Raw genomic sequence first — 21,385 nt, 5'->3', positions numbered from 1 at the left:
CGCATGCAACAACAACCTGAAATGACGGCCGGTGCAGCATGGATGCTGACGCTGGCAGCGGCGGCCATCCTGATGATTACAATGGGGGCGCGGTTGACGACCGGACTGTTTGTGTCGCCGATCAATACGTCGACCGGGCTGGGGATCGTGTCGATCAGCTTTGCCATGGCCGTTGGCCAGTTCATGTGGGGCGCGTCGCAGCCGATCTTCGGCGCCATCGCGGACAAGCATGGGCCGGGCAAGGTGATCGTTGCCGGCGCCGTCATGCTGGCAGTGGGAACCGCACTGACGCCTTTCGTCGACTCGCAGTGGGGCCTGATCATGACCCTGGGCATCCTGAGTGCGGCGGGGGCGGGCGCGGGAAGCTTTTCCATCCTGATCGGCGCCACCGCGCAACGCCTGCCGGCCGAGCGGCGCGCTTTCGCATCGGGCTTCATCAACGCGGGCGGATCCTTCGGCCAGTTCGTCTTTGCGCCGCTCATGCAGGCGATCATCAATACCGCCGGATGGGTCGCCGCGATGCTGACCATGGCCGTCACGACACTGCTCACGATTCCGCTGGCATGGCCGCTGCGTCGCAGGCGCGCGCTGGCAGTGCAGGCGGCGGCCGATCCTTCGCACATCGGATTGAAGCAGCAATTGAAGATCGCGATGCGCGATCCGAGCTACCTGCTCCTGCATGCGGGCTTCTTTACCTGTGGATTCCATATCGCCTTCCTCGTCACCCACCTGCCGGGAGAAGTGGCGCTGTGCAGCTTGCCTGCGGGCGTGTCGGCCACGGCCCTGGCGTTGATCGGACTGTTCAATATCGCCGGCAGCCTGACCGCCGGTGCGCTGTCGTCCCGCATGCGCATGAAGTATCTCCTCGCGGGGATGTACGGCAGCCGCGCCGTGCTGATCGTGATCTACCTGCTCGCGCCGAAGACGGAATGGACCTTCTACATCTTCGCCGCGGCGCTCGGCTTCACCTGGCTCGCCACCGTGCCGCCGACGGCAGGGCTGGTCGGTAAACTGTTCGGCATGCGTTATCTCGCCACGCTGTTCGGACTGACGCTGCTGTCCCACCAGATCGGCGGATTCTTCGGCGCCTGGCTGGGCGGGCTGGCGTTCGCGAGTTTCGGCAACTACGAATGGATGTGGTACGCGGACATCCTTCTTGCCCTTGGGGCGGCCATCGCCAACCTGCCGATCCGGGAAGCCCGGCTGCCGGATCGCGCAGGCGCGGTCGCCGCGACCTGATCCGCTGCCCGCATGAGGAAAACGACCATGACTCCTGAAACCGCCGTCTCCTACTTCCTTCATCCCCGCCGTCCGGCAAAGACCGCGAACGACGAGTCCGCCATCCCCGGCGCGACGCCGGTCTCCTTCCGTCATCAGGAGTCGCTGTTGCGCGGCTACGTGACCGGCGACGGCCCGAAGACGGTCCTGCTCGTGCATGGCTGGGAGAGCCGGGCCGCGCACCTGCTGGCATTTCTTCACGCGCTGCGGGAAGCGGGTTTCCGTGTGGTGGCGTTCGACGGTCCCGCCCACGGCGACTCCGAAGGGGACAAGGGCGATGTCGCGGAGCTTGGCAAGGCTGTGCTCGCCGCACGCGAGGCACTTGGAAAGATCGACGCCGTGATCGCGCATTCGGCCGGCTCGCCGGCTGCCCTGTATGCAATGACGCACGGACTGAACGTCGAAGCGAGCGTCCATATTGCAGGGCCGGCCTCGTTCGAACGCGTGCTGCAGCGATTCGCCGCCGCCTGCGGCCTCGACGAAGCCGGATTCGCGCGCTTCCGCAAGATCGTGCACGAGGCGCTGGGCATCGACCCTGCCGTGCTCGAAGAGGACGCCATTGTGCGCGGCCTGACGCATCCGGCATTGCTCATCCATGATGAGGGCGACAAGGAAGTGCCGTTCGAAGAAAGCCGCCGCCTGCATGCGCGCTGGCCGGCTTCGCAACTGCTGCCGGCCGCCGGCCTCGGCCATCGCCGCATCCTCCAGGACGACAACGTGATCAAGGCAGCCGTCGATTTCCTGAAACAGAAACGACGGCTTCAGCCGTGAGGAGCGGGATGTCTTGCTGCAAGAACGGATTTGGGGTTTACTGCGCGGAACCCCCACCGCTGCAAGACATCCTAATGGCATGAACAAGACCGAGCAGGAAACATCCCCGCAATACCCTGACAACGAAGCGGCGCTGTCCGGCGCCCTCGAACAGCATCTCCGCACCCATGGCGCGGAACTGGCCAAGCTGGAAGGCCGCGTCATGATCCGCTTTTCAGGCGAGGTTGAAGCCGGGCCGCTGCGCGTCCCCTATGACCTCGTGCCGCCGGAGGGCGTCCTGGCCAACGCCAGCAAATGGCGCAATCTTTCCGCCGAGAAGAAACTCGCCCTCGTGCACGAACGCGTGCATCCGAAGGCACGCGGGATCCTGCATCGCAAGGTCGGTGAATTCGTCGAAGCGCTGGCCGCGCGCGCGGAAGAGGTCGGGCTGGATGCGGAAGAATTCCTCCACGTCCTTGCGCTCAAGGAATCGTCGTCTCCGGTCGACCACGTCCTCGACCGCATCGAACAGCGCCTGCTGAACGCCATCGAGCGCCAGCAGGAAGCGGCGAATGCAGCCCGCACACGCGAGAGCATCAACCTGGCAGAGTATCCGGCCTCCTTCGAAGTCGCGCGCCGCATGCCGCGCAAGTTCATCGCACTGCTCGGGCCGACCAATTCCGGCAAGACGCACGAAGCGATGGAGGCGCTGGCCAAGGCGAAGAGCGGCGTCTATCTCGCTCCGCTGCGCCTGCTCGCGCTGGAAAACTATGAACGCCTGGCCGAAGGGGCGCGCAACGGCGAGCGGCTCAAGGTCAGCCTGGTCACCGGCGAAGAGCGCCGCGTCGTGGAGGGCGCGACGCATGTGGCCAGCACGGTGGAGATGCTTGACCCGCAGACGCGCGTCGATGTCGCCGTGATCGACGAGATCCAGATGCTGGGCGACCGAGACCGTGGCGCGGCGTGGACGGCGGCGGTGTGCGGTGCGCCGGCCAGTGTCGTCTATCTCGTCGGCGCACCGGAAGCGCGCCGTGCGGTCGAGGCGCTGGCGAAGCGCCTGGATTGCCCGCTCGAAGTGCGCGTGCTGAGCCGCAAGGCGCCGCTATCGATGGAAGGACAACCGATACGCAAGCTGCGCAACCTGCGGCGCGGCGATGCGGTGATTGCCTTCTCGCGCCGCGAGGTCCTGATGTGGCGCGACATGATCACCGAGACCGGATTTTCGGTAGCGACCGTGTACGGCAATCTGTCGCCCGAAGTGCGCCGCGCGCAGGCGGCGCGTTTCCGCGAAGGCTCCGCCGATATCGTCGTCGGCACCGACGCCATCGCCATGGGCCTGAACCTGCCCATCCAGCGCGTGGTGATGACGACCGCGGTCAAGTACAACGGTGTCGAGGAGGAGGAACTGAGCGCCGCGCTCGCCAAGCAGATCGGGGGGCGCGCCGGCCGCTTCGGCGTGCACGAGGAAGGTTTCGTCGCCGGTTACGACGACGACACGCATTACGTCATCCGCGCGCTGCTGAAGGAAAAGGTGCCGCCGGTGTCGTCGCTCGGATTTTCCGTCGCCCCCACGCTGGAGCACCTGAACCGCATCACCTCCGTCACCGGCGAGCAGTCGCTGGCGAAACTGCTCAAGCGCTTCGAAACCGATATCGATGTGCCGGACGGATTCTTCACACCGCGCATCACCGAGGAACAGGCCGAGCGCGCGCTGTGGCTGGACACGCTGCCGCTGACGCTGGCGGACAAATTCACCCTGTCGCTGGTGCCGATCTCGTCGCGCATCCCGTCCCTGCATGCGGCATGGCAGAAGTGGGCGCGCGCGCTGGCGCGGGGACAGGCGAGCAAGCTGGACTGGATCGGCGAGCACGTGCCGGGCGAATCGCTGCAGGATGTCGAGGACACCTGCAAGCTCTATTCGGCATATGCGTGGCTGGGTTATCGCTGCCCGGAATTCTTCCCGTATGGGGAGGAGGCGCAGCATTTGGCGCGGGAGGCATCGGAACGGATCGACCGCATCCTGCAGTCGCAGAACCGCGCGATGCGGCAGCGATCGGGGAAGAAAGCGGCGCAGGTGCGCGGCACCCACGCCTGAGATTAGATACTGAACAGGCTCTTACGCCGCCGGCTTTCGGAGGTGATGCTTGTGCATCAGGTTGTGCACGAGGGTCTTGGTGGCTTCGATGATGCTCTTGCCGGTGCCCGGCTCGAACACAATGGTGTGATGCGAACGGTGGGCGGGATCGTCCTTGCCCTCCTGGATCGATACGACTGCGAGGATGCGGCCACCGCCTACATCGGTTTCCTGGATCTCTGCAGTGGCCTTCAGATTGTCCATGTAGTAGGTCATTGTTTGCATTTTTTACGCTTCTTGAAATGGGTGGTTCAAGGCTTCAGATCGCTCGCCGGATGACTTCCCGGTAGGAAGGCCGGCTGTGTCGACAAGCATGGTTGAAGCCGCCGCTTGCAAATCCGAATTTCAGTACAAGTGCAGGAATATCAGCAATAAGAATGCCAGCATGGTGCAGCGTTGTTATTGACTTGCAGCACCCTTTGAGCAAGGAGTTGGCGGAAGCGATTGCCTATCAGCTCGGTAATCACATAGGGCGGGAAGAATACGACGCGCAGGTCAGCCAATACCAGACGCGGTATGCGGATGTGCGGGAGGCGATTGCCGACGCGCATCTGTTTGAAAAGGCAGAACCTGTATAGCGTTCAGGACCACTGCACGAAATTGGGCAGTCCGGTGTCGTCCCGTTCGAAGGAGCGCCGGAGCTTTCCCCTTTCCTCGCCCTCGTCGTGCTTTTCCACCACTTCCTTGACGGGCGCGACAACCGGCTGCGGCGCGGCATCCAGCCGGTATTCCGTACGCCGGTCACCCATCATCTGGCGCAGGTCGCGCATATTGATGCCGGTCGCTTCGTTGATGCGAATCAACAGCGACGGGTCGAGCGGGTGCTGGCGCTCCCGCACACGTTTGATCAGGTAGGGTTCGACGTGCAGCACATGGGAGAGCGCTTCGTCGTTTTCCAGGTCGAGCATCTGTTGCAGCGTATCGAACAGTCGGTTCGGGTCAAACGGTTCCGCTGTGTGGTGTTCCATCATCGTGTTTCAGACATTTCAGTAAATCGGTGTAACAAGTGACAACGGCCGGTCCGATAAATTCCCGTCCTGCACCGCTCATTGCCTGAAACGGACCATGTCGTGGATGAAACGCAGCTTGTCGATGACCGGTGTGGACAGCGTGAAGGGATAGGGGTCGGGCATGCCCACGCTGCGGTTGAGGCTGTTGAGCACGTAGGACAGTGAAAACCAGGCGTCGAGGATATCGTTGAAGTCGTCGCTGCGCACCGGTTGCGCGCCGATCTCCAGTTCCGGTTCGCCTGCTCGTTTCGGCTTGAGCGTGACGCCGCAGGCGTACGCCGTATCCAGCGTATCCACCATGTGCAGGTAATGCGCCCAGGTCTCGGCCCAGTCCTCCCAGGGATGCATGCTGGCGTAGGCGCTGACGAAGCGCTGGTTCCAGTCAGGCGGCGGGCCGTTGTCGTAGTGCGCCTTGAGGCATGCGCCATAGTCCTGCCGCTCATCGCCGAACAGTGCACGGAAACGGTCAAGCCGCTCGCTGCCGGCGAGCAGGCGGTCGAAATAGAAATGGCCGCTCTCATGCCGGAAGTGGCCGAGCAGGGTGCGGTAGGGTTCGCCCATTTCTTCGCGCGTCTTTTCGCGGTGCGAGGGATCGGCTTCCGCGATGTTGACGGTAATGACGCCGTCCGCATGGCCGGTCGTGACATGCTGTTCCGGCGTATCTTCCAGGAATTCGAAAGCGAGGCCGGCGTCGGTATCGTCCAGTTTCGGTTCAGGCTGCAGCTGCAGCGCCCACAAGGTATACAACAGGCGGCGCTTGGCCGCTTCCAGGCGCTTCCAGTACAGGCGGTTCCTGTCCGATGTGAGCGCCGGGATCACGCGGGTGAGCTGGCAGGAGGCGCACAGTTCGTTCGGTGTGCCGGCTTCCAGCATCCAGTTGCACACCTCTTCCCGCGCATAGTTGACGCACTTCTTGTACCTGCGCCCGCCGAGGTGCGGGTCCGGACTGCGCAGCAAGCCTTCGCCGTCCTCCTCGAACGCATAGATGGCCAGTTGCTCCGGTACGTAACCGAGAATGCTGCCGCAGTTCTCGCAGCGCACGTTCTCAAAGAAGATGAGCTGGCCGCATTTGTCGCAGTGAAAGGTTTTCATCGGAAAGTTGCAGAAGGCCCATGGTGCCGAACATCGAGTTGATTGACTCTCCGGCAAAACGTTCCGCTTCTTGATGCATCTTGCTCCGGAGGCAAGTTGTCAGGAACAAAACCCTTGCGCCGGCCTCTACAGGAAGGCATGAGGGCCGCGTCCTCTTTTTGTTTTTTCCGGAGTGAATTTTTCATGTGTGGAATTGCCGGGGAATTGCGCTTCGACCAGCAATTCGCAGATATCCGGGCCGTCGCCGGCATGACGGAGAGCATGTCGCGCCGCGGGCCCGACGGGGAAGGGATATTCAGCCTGGGCAGCCGTTGCTTCGGGCACCGCCGCCTTTCCATCATGGACCTCAGCAGCCGCGCCCACCAGCCCTTCGTGGACAACCTGCTCGGCATGGGGATCGTCTTCAACGGCGCCATCTATAACCACCACGAGTTGCGCGCGGAGCTGCGCGGGAAGGGCTACGAGTTTGCATCGACCGGCGACACCGAGGTCATCATCAAGGCGTGGCATGCGTGGGGGCCGAAGGCGCTGGAGCGTTTTTACGGCATGTTCGCCTTCGCGCTGTGGGAGCGCGACAGCGGCGTCACCTGGTTCGCGCGCGACCGGCTCGGCATCAAGCCGCTTTATTACACGCAGGACAAGGACAGCATGCGGTTCGCTTCGTCGCTGCCTGCACTGCTCAAGGGCGGCGGGATCGACACCTCGCTCGACCTGGAGGCGCTGCATTACTACATGACTTTTCATGCGGTCGTGCCGGCGCCGCATACCATCGTCAAGGGGGTGCGCAAGCTGCCGCCGGGAAGCTGGATGAAGGTGACGCCGGACGGCGATTGCAGCATCAAGGAATGGTGGCGCCTCGATTTCACGCGCAGCGATGACGACGAGAAGCGCAGCTTCGAGGACTGGAAGCATGCTGTGCTTGCCAGTCTGCGCACCTCGGTCAAGCGCCGCCTTGTCTCCGACGTGCCGGTCGGCGTCCTGCTGTCCGGCGGGCTGGATTCGAGCCTGATCACCGGGCTGCTTGCAGAGGCCGGCACGGTCGGTCTGCGGACCTACTCGATCGGTTTCGAATCCGTCGGCAGCGAGGAGGGAAACGAGTACCGCTACTCCGACCTCATCGCCAGCCATTACGGCACGGTGCACGAAAAGCTGCACATCCCCGCCGACAACCTGCTGGCGAGCCTGCCGGAGACCATCGAGGCGATGGCCGAACCGATGGTCAGCCATGACTGCGTCGCCTTCTACCTGCTGTCGCAGGCGGTGTCGCAGCACACCAAGGTGGTGCAGAGCGGACAGGGAGCGGACGAGGTATTTGCCGGCTACCACTGGTATCCCCCGCTGACCGATGCGGCGGATGCCGCGACCGGCATCGATATCTACAAGCGGGTCTTCTTCGACCGCAATCATGAGGAATTGTGCGGGCTGCTCGATCCTTCCATCCGTATCGACGACGCCAGCAGCGCCTTCGTTGCCGCCCACTTCGCGCGGCCCGGCGCAAACAGCGCGATCGACCGCGCGTTGCGGCTGGATACGACCGTGATGCTGGTGGACGACCCGGTCAAGCGGGTGGACAACATGACGATGGCTTTCGGCCTGGAGGCGCGGGTGCCTTTCCTCGACCATGAACTGGTCGAACTCGCCGCGCGCATTCCTGCCCGTCACAAGGTCGCCGAAGGCGGCAAGCACGTGCTCAAGGAAGCGGCGCGTGCCGTCATCCCGGCAGCCGTCATCGACCGGCCGAAAGGTTACTTCCCTGTCCCGGCACTGAAATACCTGCGCGGCGATTTCCTGGACTTCGTGCGCGACACGCTCGATGCGCGGCCGGCCCGCGAACGCGGCCTGTTCCGCCGCGAAGCCGTCGATCGCATGCTGGAGTCGCCCGACAGTCACCTCACGCCGCTGCGCGGCTCGAAGGTATGGCAGATCGCATTGCTCGAAGCGTGGCTGCAGGCCAACGACATCTGACGGCGCCACGCCGGAGAGCACGGCATGAATCAATCCATTTTCAGAGGGTAGCGACATGAGCGTCTCACCACACGATCCTTCCATCAATGGAAACCATACGCATCACGCACTGTTCAGGCATGCCGATGACGGTACGCCTCTTCCATCGGAAGAGATGACTTCCTGCAGGACCAACGCATTCATCGAATGCGGCTGGGGGCGCCTGCTGTACGGTCCGTCGTACGAATCGCCGCAGGTGCTGGCCAGGGCGCTGCAGGAAGAGGAGCCGGGCAAGCGAGATATTGCCCTGCATGTGGAGTCGCCGCAGCTTGTTCTTGCCGAGGCGCCTTCGTCCCTGTTCCTCGATCCTTCGCTGATCTTCCGGCGCCCGCTGGGCAAGCCGGTCGAGGATGAGCAATTGTCCGGCATCGTCGTGCGGCCGTTGACGACGCGCGCCGACATCGCAGCGATCAACCGCCTCTACAGCATGCGCGGCATGGTGCCCGTGGACCAGAAGACGGTATGGCGGCAGAGGAATTCCGACGCGGTGCACTACGTGATCGCGGAGGACGACCGCACCGGCGAGATCGTCGGCACGGCCCTGGGCGTGGATCATGCCGAAGCATTCGGCGACGCCGAGGGCGGTTGCAGCCTGTGGTGCCTGGCCGTCGATCCGCAGACCGGGCTGAGCGGCGCGGGGCGGGCATTGGTGAATTACCTGATTGCCCACTTCGCTGCACGCGGACGGACATTCCTGGACCTTTCCGTGCTGCACGATAACGAGCCGGCGATCAGCCTCTACCGCAAGCTCGGCTTCGAGCAGGCGCCCGGATTCGTGGTCAAGAACAAGAATGCGATCAACGAAAAGCTGTTCGTGGAAAGCACCGATTTCGGCGGCCTCAATCCCTACGCGATGATCATCATCAACGAAGCGCGCCGCCGCGGCATCAGCGTCGAGGTGATCGATGCGGCAGCGGGCATCTTCAAGCTGCGCAATGCCGGCCATGAAATGCTGTGCCGCGAGTCGCTGACCGAACTCACCGGCGGCGTCGCCATGACCTGGTGCCAGGACAAGGTGCTGACCTCGCGCCGTCTCGCATCCATCGGGCTGCGCGTACCGAAGCAGATCGTTGCAGGCGATGCGGCCGCCAATGCCGGCTTCCTGGAGGAATGCGAGTCCGTCGTTGTCAAACCCGCGCTCGGCGAACAGGGCAAGGGCATCAGTGTCGATGTGCAGACCGAGGAACATCTCGCGGAAGCGATAGCGCGCGCGGCGAAGGAAGGCGGCCATGTCGTGATCGAGGAATTCTGCTCGGGCCAGGACCTGCGCATCGTGGTGATCGGCTACAAGGTGGTGGCGGCGGCGATCCGCAAGCCGGCCGAGATCGTCGGCGACGGCACGTCGACGGTGGCGCAACTGATCGAACGCCAGAGCGCCCGCAGGGCGGCCGCGACCGGCGGCGAAAGCAGGATTCCCGTGGATGCCGAGACGGAACGCTGCCTCGCCGGACAGGGGCTCGATTACGGCACGGTGCTGGAAGCAGGCCGCGCGGTGAAGGTGCGCAAGACGGCCAACCTGCATACCGGCGGCACGATCCACGATGTGACGGCGGAACTGCATCCGCTCCTGCGCGAGGTGGCGGAAACGGCAGCAAGGGCGCTGCGCATTCCCGTCGTCGGCCTCGATTTCCTGGTGCCGTCGCCCGATTCCGACCAGTACGTGATCATCGAGGCCAATGAACGGCCGGGGCTGGCCAACCACGATCCGCAGCCGACGGCGCAGCGTTTCATCGATCTCCTGTTCCCCTTCACCGCTACACAGACATGATGGAAAAGCTGCGCATCGATGCCGACTACCTGAAGGCGACGCTGCTCGAGCTACTCGCCATTCCCAGTCCGACCGGCCTGACGGATGCGATCGTGCATTACACCGGCAGCCGGCTGGATGCGATGGGCGTGCCCTATGAACTGACGCGCCGCGGCACCATCCGGGCCGTGCTGCGCCGGAATATTCCCGAGCGCCGCAAGACGAATCCGGCCTGCGCCATCGTCTCTCACCTCGACACGCTGGGCGCGATGGTGCGGGAGATCAAGCCTCACGGCAGGCTGTCGCTGATGCCGGTCGGCACCTGGTCGAGCCGCTGGGCCGAAGGGGGCCGTGTCACCCTGTTCACCGAGACGGGACGTTATCGCGGATCGGTGCTGCCGCTGCTCGCGTCCGGCCATGTGTACAACGAGGCCATCGATACCCAGCCGGTGAACTGGGACCAGCTGGAGCTGCGCATCGACGCGCCGATCGCATCGTCTGCCGATGTGCTGGCGCTCGGCATCCAGATCGGCGATTTCGTCGCCTTCGATGCCAATCCGGAGTGGCTGCCGAACGATTACATCGTGTCGCGCCATCTCGACGACAAGGCAGGCGTCGCCGCGGTGCTCGCCGCATTGAAGGCGGTGGTCGATGCCGGCGCGCGCGTGCCCATGGATTGCCACGCGGTCTTCACCCTGACCGAAGAGGTCGGCTCCGGCGCGCGTGCGGTCATCCAGAGCGATGTCAGCGAAGTGATCGGCGTCGACATCGGACCGGTGGCGGCAGGGCAGGGCGCGCGCGAGCACGGCGTCACCATCCCGCTGATGGATTCGGCCGGTCCGCACGATTACCATCTCACGCGCCGCCTGCTGAAGCTGTGCGCCGACCACGGCATTCCCTGCAACCGCGATGTGTTCCGCTTCTATCATTCCGACGCGGGGGCTGCCGTCAGCGCGGGGCATGACGTGCGGACCGCACTGTTGTGTTTCGGCGCGGATGCATCGCACGGTTATGAGCGCACGCACCTTTCCGTGCTGGTCAATCTTGCCGAACTGCTGACCCTGTATATCCAGAGCGGTCCGACACTGGCCGAGGACAGGCAGGAACGGCTGGATTCGGTGGAGAATTTTTCGCACCAGCTCGATGCAGGACAGCTGCAACAGGTGGAAGTGCCGCGGCAGGATGTGAGCGACCTCGTGCAGCTGGGCGAATCGAAAAATCCACCGGATATGTCGCCCCCATGAAATTTTCTTTGACCCTGAACTAACTGCGTCTTTCTCCGCCTTATACGTTGGCGCGGGCAACTTCCCGTGCCGTTTTTACCAAGGAGAAACGATGAGTCGAGAAAACGATGTGAGTGCAGTGCTGCAACAGTACGCAGCCGAAACAGGCGTGCATTCCGTGCAGAAGGTCGAGCAGGATTTCGTGGCCGTCGCACAGCGTGTCCCGGCGGAGCATGTGACCACCGGCCTGGCCGAAGCGATGCACTCGGAGCAGACGCCTCCTTTTGAAGACATGGTGGGCGATTCCTTCGAGCGCGGATCGACCGAACTGCGTGCGGCCATGCTGAAGCAGTTGATCGAGGGCGCCAGCCCGGCAGCCGTCAAGCCGCTGATCGACGATGGCCTGCTGCCCCGGCTGGCCAACGGCAGCGGTGACCCCGCCGTACCGGTGGACAGCGCGCTGGTGGAGGGACTCGATACAGAGGTAGTACGCCGCCTCGCGCGTGAGGCGGCGATGGAAGATCCCGCGGTCATCGACCGCATGAGCGAGTTCTTCGCGGTCGATCCATCTGCGGGCAGGACGCTGGGCGGCGCTGCCCTCAGCGTCGCGCTTGGCAAGATTGCCGAGGCGCGCTAAAGCTCGCCTGTCCAGGAAGCGCCCCGTGTCGAAGCGGCACGGGGCGCTTTCTTTTGGATCGCGCTATAGTGCGGTCTTCTTCATGACAAGGAAGCCACGATGAGCATCGCCGCATTTTCCGTCGCACGCCTGCCCGAGATCCGCTTCGGCGCCGGCAGAATCAAGGAAACCGCGGAAGTGCTGGCGCAGTTCGGCCGCAAGGCGCTGCTTGTGACGGGCGGGCGCTCCTTCGTCTCTACCCCGCAGTGGGCAGCATTGCAGGATTCGCTTGCAGCACGCGGGATGGCATGGGAGACGCTGCAGGTCACGCAGGAGCCATCGCCGGAACTGGTCGATGATGCCGTCGCGCGATTCCGCACCGCGGGCATCGACGTCGTCGCCGGCATCGGCGGCGGGAGCGTGCTCGATGCCGCCAAGGCGATTGCCGGTCTGCTCGTGCCGGGCAATTCCGTCATGGACCATCTCGAAGGCGTGGGACGCGGCGTGCCGTATGCCGGACCTGCCTTGCCCTTTGTCGCCGTGCCGACGACCGCAGGCACCGGCAGCGAGGCGACGAAGAACGCGGTGCTCAGTGTCCAGGGCAGCGACGGTTTCAAGAAATCCTTCCGCCACGACGCGCTGGTCGCGCGCGTTGCGATCGTCGATCCCGAACTGCTGGCAAACTGCCCGAAAGACCTCATCGCGGCCAATGGCATGGATGCATTTACCCAATTGCTGGAGTCGTATGTGTCGACCAATGCCAGTGCATTCACCGATGCGCTCGCGCTGTCCGGATTGAAGGCATTTCGCGACGGCTTCTGGAAGGCATGGGAAGCCGGGCACCCGCGTCACCAAGAGGGCTACGCCGGAATCGCCTATGCATCGCTGATGTCGGGCATCACGCTGGCGCAGGCCGGCCTCGGGTCGGTGCATGGGCTGGCGTCGCCGCTTGGCGCGTTCTTCCCGATCCCGCACGGCGTCGTCTGCGGCACGCTGGTTGCGGAGGCGACGGCGGTCAATATCCGTGCTCTGCGTGAACGTGCGCCTCAATCACCGGCGCTGCAAAAATATGCAGACGTGGGCCGCCTCCTCGCCGGGTCCGAAGCTGCAGACGAAGGAGCATGCGATGCGCTGATCGCACTTCTGCATGCATGGTCGGAGCGCCTGCATCTTCCGCGTCTTCACGTTTACGGCGTAACTGCCGCCGACATCGGCAGGATCGTGCAGGGCAGCCGGGGAGGGAGCATGCGCACCAACCCGTTGGTACTGGATGATGCCGAACTGGCTGACCTCTTGCGCACCCGGCTCTGACGGTTAACCGCGCTTTGTTTGCGTGAACGCAAATGTTCCCTGTGTGTTGCCAAGAAAATAAGTTTTTCGCGACCTCAGGGGGAAGCCATGGACATGTTCGATGGAGAAATGTCGCCGGCAGCGCGCCAGCGTCAGCGCCGGCAGGCAAAGAAAAGGAACGAGGCGTTCCGGCGCAGGCTGGACGAAATGAAAGAGGCGAGGCGGGAGGTGCAGCGGCTCAAACTGGCATCGGCTGCGGCGGCGATGTCCTGGGCACTGGTGGGCATCCAGCTGATTCGATAGCTTATCGACTATCCACCAGCTTGAAATCGTAGAGGTCCTGGCCGCCGTTCTCGAGCGGGATGTAGATCGTCAGCGTCGTGCCCTTGCCGGGCGCGCTGGTGATGATGAATTCGCCGTTGAGCGCATGGATGCGCTCCTCCACGCCCACGAGCCCGAACGAGTTCGACGACTTGCGTGACTCCGGATAAATGCCGATGCCGTTATCCGTGATTTTCATGACGAGGCGCTTGTCTTCCTGGTACAGCTCGATATCGACGCGGGTTGCCTTCGCATGGCGGATCACGTTGGTCAGCGATTCCTGCAGGATGCGGAACAGCGAGGTCGCCCGCACGTCGTCCACCGCGAACTCCTGCTCGGTCATGTGCAGGTCGGCGGCGATGCCGGTGCGACGGCGGAATTCCGTCACCTGCCATTCGATCGCTGCATTCAGGCCGAGGTCGAGCACCGCGGGACGCAGGTTGTTGATGATGGTGCGAATGGTCTTCACCGTCGCGTCGATGTGGTGCAGCGCGCCGCGCACCTTTTCATTCAGGCGGGGGTGAGATCGTCCCGTGCGCGCGTCGAGCATGGACACGTCGATGCGCAGGGCCAGCAGCGTCTGGCCGAGTTCGTCGTGGATCTCGCGTGCGATGCGCTTGCGCTCGTCTTCCTTCACGCGATCCTGGTGCGCGGTCAGATCGCGCAGCAATTCCTGCGAACGCTTCAGGGCTTCCATCGTCTGTTTGCGCTCGGTCACGTCCATGATGGTGCCGCGCAGGAAGCGCGTGCTGCCGTTGTTGCCGAGGCGGCAGATCGTGTGCACCCAGCGCACCGATCCATCGAACTGCGTGATGCGGTGTTCCGTATCGAATTCCGCGCCACTGACGAGGCATTTTTCCATGCCTTCCTGGATACGGGTGCGGTCGCTTTCATGGATGCGGTTGAGGAAATCGAGTTGCCTTGGCGTTTCGTTGAAACGGTCCAGGCCGAAGATGCGATAGGTTTCCGCCGTCCAGGACATGCTGCCGGTCAGCGGGTCCAGCACCCAACTGCCCAGTCTTGCCATGTGCTGCGCTTCGGCAAGGCTGGCCTCGCTTGCACGCAGGTCCTTGGTCATTTCCTTGGCCAGCTCCACGGCACGGCGGCGCGCCGTGGCGAGGGAGTAATACACGCCGTAGAGAAGCAGCGACGCCAGCACGCCGGTGGCCAGCACCACCCAGGGCAGGTAGGCCTCGAAACCGTCCACCAGCGCTGACTTGTACGCGGAAAACTCCGCCGACCAGACGCGCGGCCCTACGCTCATCGAGACCCGCTTCACGAACAACTGTGAGGACGGCGCATACGAGTCGTCTGTGGTGGCGCCGTCGGGCCTTGCGCTGCTGTCGAACAGGAGGCTTTCGGGCGTGGCCGAGCCATCGCCGCGCCCAACGTCGTACAGTCGCACCCGCATCCGCTTGAGTATGGTCGGATTGACGGCGCCGACCATCAGCTTGTTGATGTCGAAACCCGCACCGACGGAACCGTAGTAAGCCTTTCTCCGTTCCTCAACGGTGGCGGTCGGCATGCCGCGACGATACAGGGGCATGCGCATCGCGAGTCCGACGTGCTTGTGCGGACCCATGATGTGGATCAGCCGTCCCGAAGAGGCCAGGTGTCCTCCATCCCGCGAGACTTCCAGCGAATTGGCGACGGCGGAATTGGACGCAATGTCCCATCCAAACGAGACGCGGTTGGTCTCCAGCGGTTCGATATAGGTGAGGACGTGATATCGGGGCCGCTCGCCGGCCGGCCGGATCGAGAAATCGGGATAGCCCCGCCGGTCGATGCGACGGTCGTTCCGCACGGAGGCTTCGAACGCCGCCTTTTCTTCCAGCGTGACAAGGCGGGCGAAGTTGAGGTTGGTAATCCCGGGAAAGCTCTGCTTCAGGTTCAGTTCGCCGACGTAGGCGTGGAACTGGTCGCGGGTGATGTGATCGGCGGTGTAGAACAGGGCCGCGGAACCGCGCAGCACGTCGACATAGGAGCGCACGCGGTTCTGGATGGAGAGTTGCGCATTGTCGACGTGGTAGTCGAACTCGGCCCGGCTCCGGTTTGCGATCGTCTGCTCGACCAGCAGGCACAGCACGAGCGATCCCGCGACGCCGATCCACCAGGCGGTAGAGGCAAATAGCGACCGGACAAATCGTCTGGAAATGAGCATCGTTGCTGTAACTGTACGAGTGGTTGGCGATCCGTCCGCGCACTGGTCCGGGATCGCGGCGGATATCACCAGTGTATATCGGTTTCAATGAGGAAATTTCCGGCCGCCGTTTGCCTCGGAGGGGCAGCAGAACACCCTCCGTTGCGGCATCTGCGTATTGTTTCAGGGGGCGCCACTGCTTTTCGCTTGCTCCCGCCGGAAATTTGATCTTCGTCAATTATGTTACAAAATTGCAATCATGTGCGCATGCTACATTGGCCTTCCGAAAGGTGCCAAACAGCAATAACGCCAGGAGATCGCTTTTTCGGAACGGGTAAATCCATATTCAACAAAATCGAAAGGTGGGAGAACAATGGAACAGCAAACTCAAAAAAAGACACCGGAACAGATGGGTGAAGCTGTTTTTTCGCTTGACCTTGACCCGATCAAGTTCAAGCTGATGGACGCAAACGAAGGCTATGGCTGGACACGGGAGGAGACCGACAGCCGGGAACTGGAATACAAGCGTTTTCTCGCGCTGGTCGCGAAGTTTCCCGACGAGGCGATCGTGCCGAACAAGGAGGTGGACAAGTTCTGGCACGCCCATATCCTGGACACGATGAAATATGCGGAGGATTGCCACAATGTGTTCGGCTATTTCCTGCACCACTTCCCGTACTTCGGCATGCGCGACGACGAGGATGCCGCCAACCTCGCCAATGCAAACGAAAGGACGCAGGCGTTGTACCGGCAGGAATTCGGCGCGGCGAAACAGCCGGGCGCAGGCTATTGCGGCGTGGCTGCCGCCGCCTACTGCGGCGTGGCGGCCGAAAGCGCGAGTGCGGCCTATTGCGGGGCGGCGTCGGAAAAGACCGCCACGGCGTACTGCGGCGCTGCCTTGGACAAGACGGAATCCGCTTATTGCGGCGTGGCGTCCGAGAAGACATCGGCGGCCTATTGCGGCATTGCATCGGACAAAGCGGCGTCCGCCTACTGCGGCGCGGCCAAGCCGGCCTATTGCGGTGTGGTGACCGGCAAGGGACGCCCGACGCTGGACAAGGTCGCCGCGTAAGTACCGCAGTTCTATTCCAGGCATGAGTGAAGCCCGCGATGATCTCGCGGGCTTTTTTACTTGTCACCAGTTCTGCGGACGGTTCCAGTAGCCGGGCTGGGCATAGACGGACTTCAGCATGTCAATGAAGAAGCGGATCTTCGCCGGCAGGTGACGCTGCTGCGGGTAGACCGCCATGATGTCGTAGTTGTCGAGCGCGTATTCGTCGAGCACGGTGATCAACTGGCCGGCGGCAAGTTCGGGCTGGATTTCCCAGGTCGAGCGCCATGCCAGTCCCAGGCCTTCGCACGCCCATCGATGCAGCAGCTCGCCGTCGTTGCAGTCGAGGTTGCCGTTGACGCGGATCGTGACCGGCTTGCCGTGCTGCTGGAAGTACCAGCCACGTTGCTGGCCGCCCTGCAGGTTGAAGGCGAGGCAGTTGTGCTGCTCGAGGTCGGCGAGCGTTTTCGGCATGCCGTGCTTCGCGAAATAGGCGGGCGATCCGCATACGACGCGGCGGTTGCTTGCCAGCTTGACCGCGACGAAATTGGGATCGATGGCGCCGCCGATGCGGATGCCGACGTCATAGCCTTCTCGCACCAGGTCGACCACGCGGTCGGTGAGGTTGAAGGAGATGCGTACCTCGGGGTTGGCTGCGAGGAAGGCGGGGGCGTGGGGGGCGACATGTTTCCTGCCGTAGGCGGCGGGGGCGGAGACGATGAGGTGGCCGGTGGCCTTGTGTCTTCCTTCCGAGACGATTTTTTCGGCGGAGTCGAGTTCGTCGAGGAGTTTGCGGCAGTGGTCGAGGAAGACTGTGCCTTCTTCCGTAAGCGTCAGGTGGCGGGTGGTGCGGTGCATGAGCTTGACGCCTAGTCTTCGCTCCAGGGCGTCGATGCGGCGGCCCAGCATGACGGGGGTGATGTTTTGTTCCAGCGCGGCCTTGGCGAGGCTGCCTTTTTCCACAACCTCGACGAAGGCTTCGATCTGCTTGAATTTGTCCATGGTGTGCGTCTGTCGCTGTCATTCCGGCAAAGTCATTATTCCATACTCCAGATATCGAATAAAGCGATCATTTGTCTTCTTATCAAACTATTCGTCTGCCTATAGCATCCTTCCATCGGGATTCAACTGTTCTACGGAGGACCTATGGCAAGGATGACCGCGGCGGAAGCCGCAGTGCATGTGTTGGAGAGGGAAGGCATTGTTCAGGCGTTCGGGGTGCCCGGCGCGGCAATCAATCCGTTCTATGCGGCATTGAAGAAGCGGGGGAGCGTCAAGCACATTCTCGCGCGGCATGTCGAGGGCGCTTCGCATATGGCGGAGGGTTATACCCGTGCGAAGGCGGGCAATATCGGGCTGTGCATCGGGACTTCCGGCCCGGCGGGTACGGACATGATTACCGGGCTGTATTCGGCGCAGGCAGATTCGATCCCGATCCTCTGCGTGACCGGACAGGCGCCGCGCGCGCGGCTCTACAAGGAAGACTTCCAGGCGGTCGATATCGAATCGATCGCCAAGCCGGTGACCAAGTGGGCCGTGACCGTGCGCGAGCCGGCATTGGTGCCGCGTGTATTCCAGCAGGCGTTCCATCTGATGCGCTCGGGCCGCCCGGGGCCGGTACTGATCGACCTGCCGTTCGATGTGCAGATGGCGGAGATCGAGTTCGATCCGGATACCTATGAGCCGTTGCCGGTGTACAAGCCGGCGGCGACGCGCGCCCAGGTGGAGAAGGCGCTTGCGATGCTCAATGAAGCCGAGCGGCCGCTGATCACGGCGGGCGGCGGCATCATCAACGCCGACGCGGCGGCCTTGCTCGTCGAGTTCGCGGAAATCGTCAATGTGCCTGTCATCCCGACCTTGATGGGCTGGGGGACGATTCCTGACGACCATCCTCTGATGGCGGGCATGGTCGGCTTGCAGACCAGTCATCGGTACGGCAACGCCACCATGCTCGAATCCGACTTCGTGCTCGGTATCGGCAACCGCTGGGCGAATCGCCATACCGGGTCCGTCGACGTATTCACCAAGGGACGCAAGTTCGTGCACGTCGATATCGAACCGACGCAGATCGGGCGTGTGTTCGGGCCGGATCTCGGCATCGTTTCCGATGCTGGCACCGCGCTGAAACTGTTCGTCGAGGTGGCGAAGGAATGGAAGGACGCCGGCAAGCTCGCCTGTCGCAAATCCTGGGTGTCGCAATGCCAGGAACGCAAGCGCACCATGCTGCGCAAGACGCACTTCGACGCGGCGCCGATCAAGCCGCAGCGCGTCTATGAGGAAATGAACCGCGTGTTCGGACGGGACACTTGCTACGTCACGACGATCGGCCTGTCGCAGATCGCCGCCGCGCAGTTCCTGCACGTGTACAAGGCGCGCAACTGGATCAACTGCGGACAGGCGGGGCCGCTCGGCTGGACAGCGCCTGCTGCATTAGGTGTATGTGCCGCCGATCCGGATCGCCAGGTGGTCGCGATCTCCGGCGACTACGACTTCCAGTTCATGATCGAGGAGCTCGCCGTCGGCGCGCAGTTCAAGCTGCCTTACCTGCATGTCGTGGTGAACAACTCCTACCTCGGACTGATCCGCCAGTCGCAGCGCGGCTTCGACATGGATTACTGCGTGCAGCTGTCGTTCGAGAACATCAATGCGCCGGAACTCGAAGGCTATGGTGTGGACCACGTCGCCGTCGCCGAAGGGCTGGGCTGCAAGGCGATCCGCGTGCGACTCCATGAAGATATCCAGGACGCTTTCGGCCAGGCGCGCGCGTGGATGCGGCAGTACAAAGTGCCGGTCGTGGTCGAGATCATCCTCGAGCGCGTGACCAATATCGCGATGGGCACCGAGATCAACGCCATCAATGAATTCGAAGAACTGGCAACCTCGCCGGACCATGCGCCGACTGCGATTGCCTTGCTGGATTAAGGAGAGGGAAATGACAAGACTCGCAGCCAACCTGACGATGCTCTTCAACGAGCATCCCTTCATGGACCGCTTCGAAGCGGCGGCGCGCGCCGGGTTTCGCGGCGTCGAATTCCTGTTTCCGTATGCCTTCCATGCGGACCAGATTGCCGACAAGCTCAACACCTACCAACTCGACCTGGTGCTGCACAACCTGCCGGCCGGGAACTGGGAAGCGGGCGAGCGCGGCATCGCCTGTCACCCCGATCGCGTGAACGAGTTTCGCGAAGGCGTGGACGAAGCGATCCGCTATGCGAAGGCACTCGGGGTGAAACAGCTCAACTGCCTGGTCGGCAAGGCGCCGCAAGGGGTGGATGCCGATACCCTCTATAAGACCACGGTGAACAACCTGAAATACGCGGCGGATATGCTGCAGGAACACAAGATCCGGCTGCTGGTCGAGCCGATCAACGACTTCGATATCCCGGGCTTTTACCTGACGCATACGCAGCAGGCGATCGACCTGATCAAGGAAACCGGGTCGGGGAACATCTACGTGCAGTACGACATCTACCACATGCAGCGCATGGAAGGCGAACTGGCGAACACGATCAAGGCCAACCTGGACATCATCAAGCATATCCAGCTTGCGGATAACCCGGGGCGGTTCGAGCCGGGGACGGGGGAGATCAATTACCGCTACCTGTTCAGGATGCTGGATGAGGCTGGCTACGACGGGTGGATCGGGTGCGAGTACAAGCCGCGGGCGGGAACGGTGGAAGGGCTCGGTTGGCGGGCGGAGCACGGGGTATAGGCAGGACGTGGCGGGCGGCAATGACGGGGAAGAGGAACCGCGGTATCAGTCGTACTCGCCCGTCCGCAAGCAATAGCGAATATTCACATCTACGGAGAACACAATGGCAAAAATCGGCTTCATCGGCCTCGGCATCATGGGCGCACCCATGGCGGGACACCTGCAGAAGGGCGGACACAAGCTCTACCTGCACGACCACAAGAACCCTCCCTTCGAGCTGATCGAAGGCGGGGCAACCGTCTGCACCTCGGGCGAGGAAGTGGCCAAGCGTGCAGACGTCGTCATCGTCATGGTGCCGGATACGCCGCATGTGGAATCGGTGCTGTTCGGCGAGCACGGCGTCGCCAAGGGCCTGGACAAGGGCAAGATCGTGGTCGACATGAGTTCCATCTCGCCGATCGCGACCAAGGATTTCGCGAAGCGCATCAATGCGCTGGGCTGCGAATACCTGGACGCTCCCGTATCGGGCGGCGAAGTCGGCGCCAAGGCGGCGTCGCTGACCATCATGGTCGGCGGTTCCGAGAGTGCATTCAACGACGTCAAGCCGCTGTTCGAGCTGATGGGCAAGAACATCACGCTGGTGGGCGGCAACGGCGACGGCCAGACGACCAAGGTCGCCAACCAGATTATCGTCGCGCTCAACATCCAGGCAGTGGCAGAGGCGTTGCTGTTCGCGTCCAAGGCCGGCGCCGACCCGGCGCGCGTGCGCCAGGCGCTGATGGGCGGTTTCGCCTCGTCGCGCATCCTCGAAGTACATGGCGAGCGCATGGTCAAGCGCACCTTCAACCCCGGCTTCCGCATCGAGCTGCATCAGAAGGACCTGAACCTCGCGCTGCAGGGCGCGAAGGCGCTCGGCGTGTCCTTGCCGAATACCGCCACCGCGCAGGAACTGATGAACGCCTGCGCCGCCAATGGCATGAGCGGGCTCGACCATTCGGCCCTGTGCCGCGCGATCGAGCTGATGTCCAACCACGAGATCGCCAGCGCGTAAAATACCCGGAACACAACAAGGACACG

The 21,385-nt window shown here is 63.0% G+C and carries 19 protein-coding genes; 14 read left to right on the top strand and 5 right to left on the bottom strand.

The annotated features are described in order from the left end of the window. Positions 1 to 3 precede the first annotated feature (3 nt). The 3 genes from AC3WOY_RS08320 (at position 4) to AC3WOY_RS08310 (ending at position 4,123) form a co-directional block, all read left to right on the top strand. The gene (locus AC3WOY_RS08320) at positions 4 to 1,239 is read left to right on the top strand and encodes an MFS transporter (protein ID WP_492422620.1); all 1,236 of its coding nucleotides are present in this window, start codon (positions 4 to 6) and stop codon (positions 1,237 to 1,239) included. A 27-nt stretch (positions 1,240 to 1,266) separates the two neighbouring features. Next, on the top strand, positions 1,267 to 2,049 hold the full coding sequence (locus AC3WOY_RS08315; RefSeq protein ID WP_492422618.1) for an alpha/beta hydrolase family protein: 783 nt from the start codon (positions 1,267 to 1,269) through the stop codon (positions 2,047 to 2,049). A 79-nt stretch (positions 2,050 to 2,128) separates the two neighbouring features. Next, a complete protein-coding gene (locus AC3WOY_RS08310; protein WP_492422616.1) occupies positions 2,129 to 4,123 on the top strand; it encodes a helicase-related protein in 1,995 nt (664 codons plus the stop codon). A gap of 21 nt (positions 4,124 to 4,144) precedes the next feature. Here AC3WOY_RS08310 and AC3WOY_RS08305 read toward each other — a convergent pair whose 3' ends face one another. Further along, positions 4,145 to 4,387: a hypothetical protein gene (locus tag AC3WOY_RS08305; protein ID WP_420473195.1), complete on the bottom strand. Its 243-nt coding sequence runs from the start codon at positions 4,385 to 4,387 to the stop codon at positions 4,145 to 4,147. Positions 4,388 to 4,581: 194 nt separating this feature from the next. On the opposite strand from AC3WOY_RS08305, the gene AC3WOY_RS08300 reads away from it, so the two are divergent. Next, positions 4,582 to 4,740: a hypothetical protein gene (locus tag AC3WOY_RS08300; protein ID WP_492422614.1), complete on the top strand. Its 159-nt coding sequence runs from the start codon at positions 4,582 to 4,584 to the stop codon at positions 4,738 to 4,740. 3 nt (positions 4,741 to 4,743) lie between these two features. On the opposite strand, the gene AC3WOY_RS08295 is transcribed toward AC3WOY_RS08300, so the two are convergent. Together AC3WOY_RS08295 and AC3WOY_RS08290 are read right to left on the bottom strand one after the other, a co-directional pair. Further along, complete coding sequence (locus AC3WOY_RS08295) at positions 4,744 to 5,133, bottom strand: hypothetical protein (protein ID WP_492422612.1); 390 nt, start codon at positions 5,131 to 5,133, stop codon at positions 4,744 to 4,746. Positions 5,134 to 5,208: 75 nt separating this feature from the next. Continuing rightward, complete coding sequence (locus AC3WOY_RS08290) at positions 5,209 to 6,264, bottom strand: zinc-binding metallopeptidase family protein (protein WP_492422610.1); 1,056 nt, start codon at positions 6,262 to 6,264, stop codon at positions 5,209 to 5,211. 183 nt (positions 6,265 to 6,447) lie between these two features. Here AC3WOY_RS08290 and AC3WOY_RS08285 point away from each other — a divergent pair, with 183 nt between their 5' ends. From AC3WOY_RS08285 to AC3WOY_RS08260, 6 genes are all read left to right on the top strand, one after another. Continuing rightward, positions 6,448 to 8,229 carry an N-acetylglutaminylglutamine amidotransferase gene (locus AC3WOY_RS08285; protein WP_492422608.1) on the top strand — a complete coding sequence of 594 codons (1,782 nt, stop codon included), beginning with the start codon at positions 6,448 to 6,450 and terminating at the stop codon, positions 8,227 to 8,229. A 55-nt stretch (positions 8,230 to 8,284) separates the two neighbouring features. Further along, complete coding sequence (gene ngg, locus AC3WOY_RS08280) at positions 8,285 to 10,036, top strand: N-acetylglutaminylglutamine synthetase (protein ID WP_492422606.1); 1,752 nt, start codon at positions 8,285 to 8,287, stop codon at positions 10,034 to 10,036. Next, positions 10,033 to 11,259 carry an osmoprotectant NAGGN system M42 family peptidase gene (locus AC3WOY_RS08275; protein ID WP_492422604.1) on the top strand — a complete coding sequence of 409 codons (1,227 nt, stop codon included), beginning with the start codon at positions 10,033 to 10,035 and terminating at the stop codon, positions 11,257 to 11,259. The genes ngg and AC3WOY_RS08275 overlap by 4 nt, the downstream gene beginning before the upstream one ends. Before the next feature lie 91 nt (positions 11,260 to 11,350). Then, a complete protein-coding gene (locus AC3WOY_RS08270; protein ID WP_492422602.1) occupies positions 11,351 to 11,875 on the top strand; it encodes a hypothetical protein in 525 nt (174 codons plus the stop codon). 99 nt (positions 11,876 to 11,974) lie between these two features. Next, the gene (locus tag AC3WOY_RS08265) at positions 11,975 to 13,165 is read left to right on the top strand and encodes an iron-containing alcohol dehydrogenase (protein WP_492422600.1); all 1,191 of its coding nucleotides are present in this window, start codon (positions 11,975 to 11,977) and stop codon (positions 13,163 to 13,165) included. A gap of 87 nt (positions 13,166 to 13,252) precedes the next feature. Next, entirely contained in the window at positions 13,253 to 13,447 is a 195-nt protein-coding gene (locus tag AC3WOY_RS08260) for a hypothetical protein (protein ID WP_492422598.1), read from the top strand. A gap of 1 nt (position 13,448) precedes the next feature. Here AC3WOY_RS08260 and AC3WOY_RS08255 read toward each other — a convergent pair whose 3' ends face one another. Continuing rightward, positions 13,449 to 15,626: a CHASE domain-containing protein gene (locus AC3WOY_RS08255; RefSeq protein WP_492422596.1), complete on the bottom strand. Its 2,178-nt coding sequence runs from the start codon at positions 15,624 to 15,626 to the stop codon at positions 13,449 to 13,451. Between the two features lie 352 nt (positions 15,627 to 15,978). Between AC3WOY_RS08255 and AC3WOY_RS08250 the strand changes: the two genes are divergently transcribed. Continuing rightward, positions 15,979 to 16,677, top strand: a complete 699-nt coding sequence (locus AC3WOY_RS08250) for a glycine-rich domain-containing protein (protein WP_492422594.1) — start codon at positions 15,979 to 15,981, stop codon at positions 16,675 to 16,677. A gap of 63 nt (positions 16,678 to 16,740) precedes the next feature. Here AC3WOY_RS08250 and AC3WOY_RS08245 read toward each other — a convergent pair whose 3' ends face one another. Next, positions 16,741 to 17,658 (bottom strand): LysR family transcriptional regulator, encoded by a 918-nt coding sequence (locus tag AC3WOY_RS08245; protein WP_492422592.1) that lies wholly within the window; start codon positions 17,656 to 17,658, stop codon positions 16,741 to 16,743. A gap of 144 nt (positions 17,659 to 17,802) precedes the next feature. Here AC3WOY_RS08245 and gcl point away from each other — a divergent pair, with 144 nt between their 5' ends. The 3 genes from gcl (at position 17,803) to glxR (ending at position 21,359) form a co-directional block, all read left to right on the top strand. Then, positions 17,803 to 19,578 (top strand): glyoxylate carboligase, encoded by a 1,776-nt coding sequence (gcl, locus tag AC3WOY_RS08240; RefSeq protein WP_492422590.1) that lies wholly within the window; start codon positions 17,803 to 17,805, stop codon positions 19,576 to 19,578. Positions 19,579 to 19,588: 10 nt separating this feature from the next. Further along, the gene (hyi, locus tag AC3WOY_RS08235) at positions 19,589 to 20,368 is read left to right on the top strand and encodes a hydroxypyruvate isomerase (protein ID WP_492422588.1); all 780 of its coding nucleotides are present in this window, start codon (positions 19,589 to 19,591) and stop codon (positions 20,366 to 20,368) included. 79 nt (positions 20,369 to 20,447) lie between these two features. After that, the gene (gene glxR, locus AC3WOY_RS08230) at positions 20,448 to 21,359 is read left to right on the top strand and encodes a 2-hydroxy-3-oxopropionate reductase (protein ID WP_492429233.1); all 912 of its coding nucleotides are present in this window, start codon (positions 20,448 to 20,450) and stop codon (positions 21,357 to 21,359) included. Positions 21,360 to 21,385: the final 26 nt, after the last annotated feature.

The sequence above is a fragment of the Noviherbaspirillum sp. FW303-A3 genome, from assembly GCF_058788695.1.
Note: the sequence above shows the minus strand (reverse complement) of the source record. Positions and strands in the feature narration are given on the sequence as shown.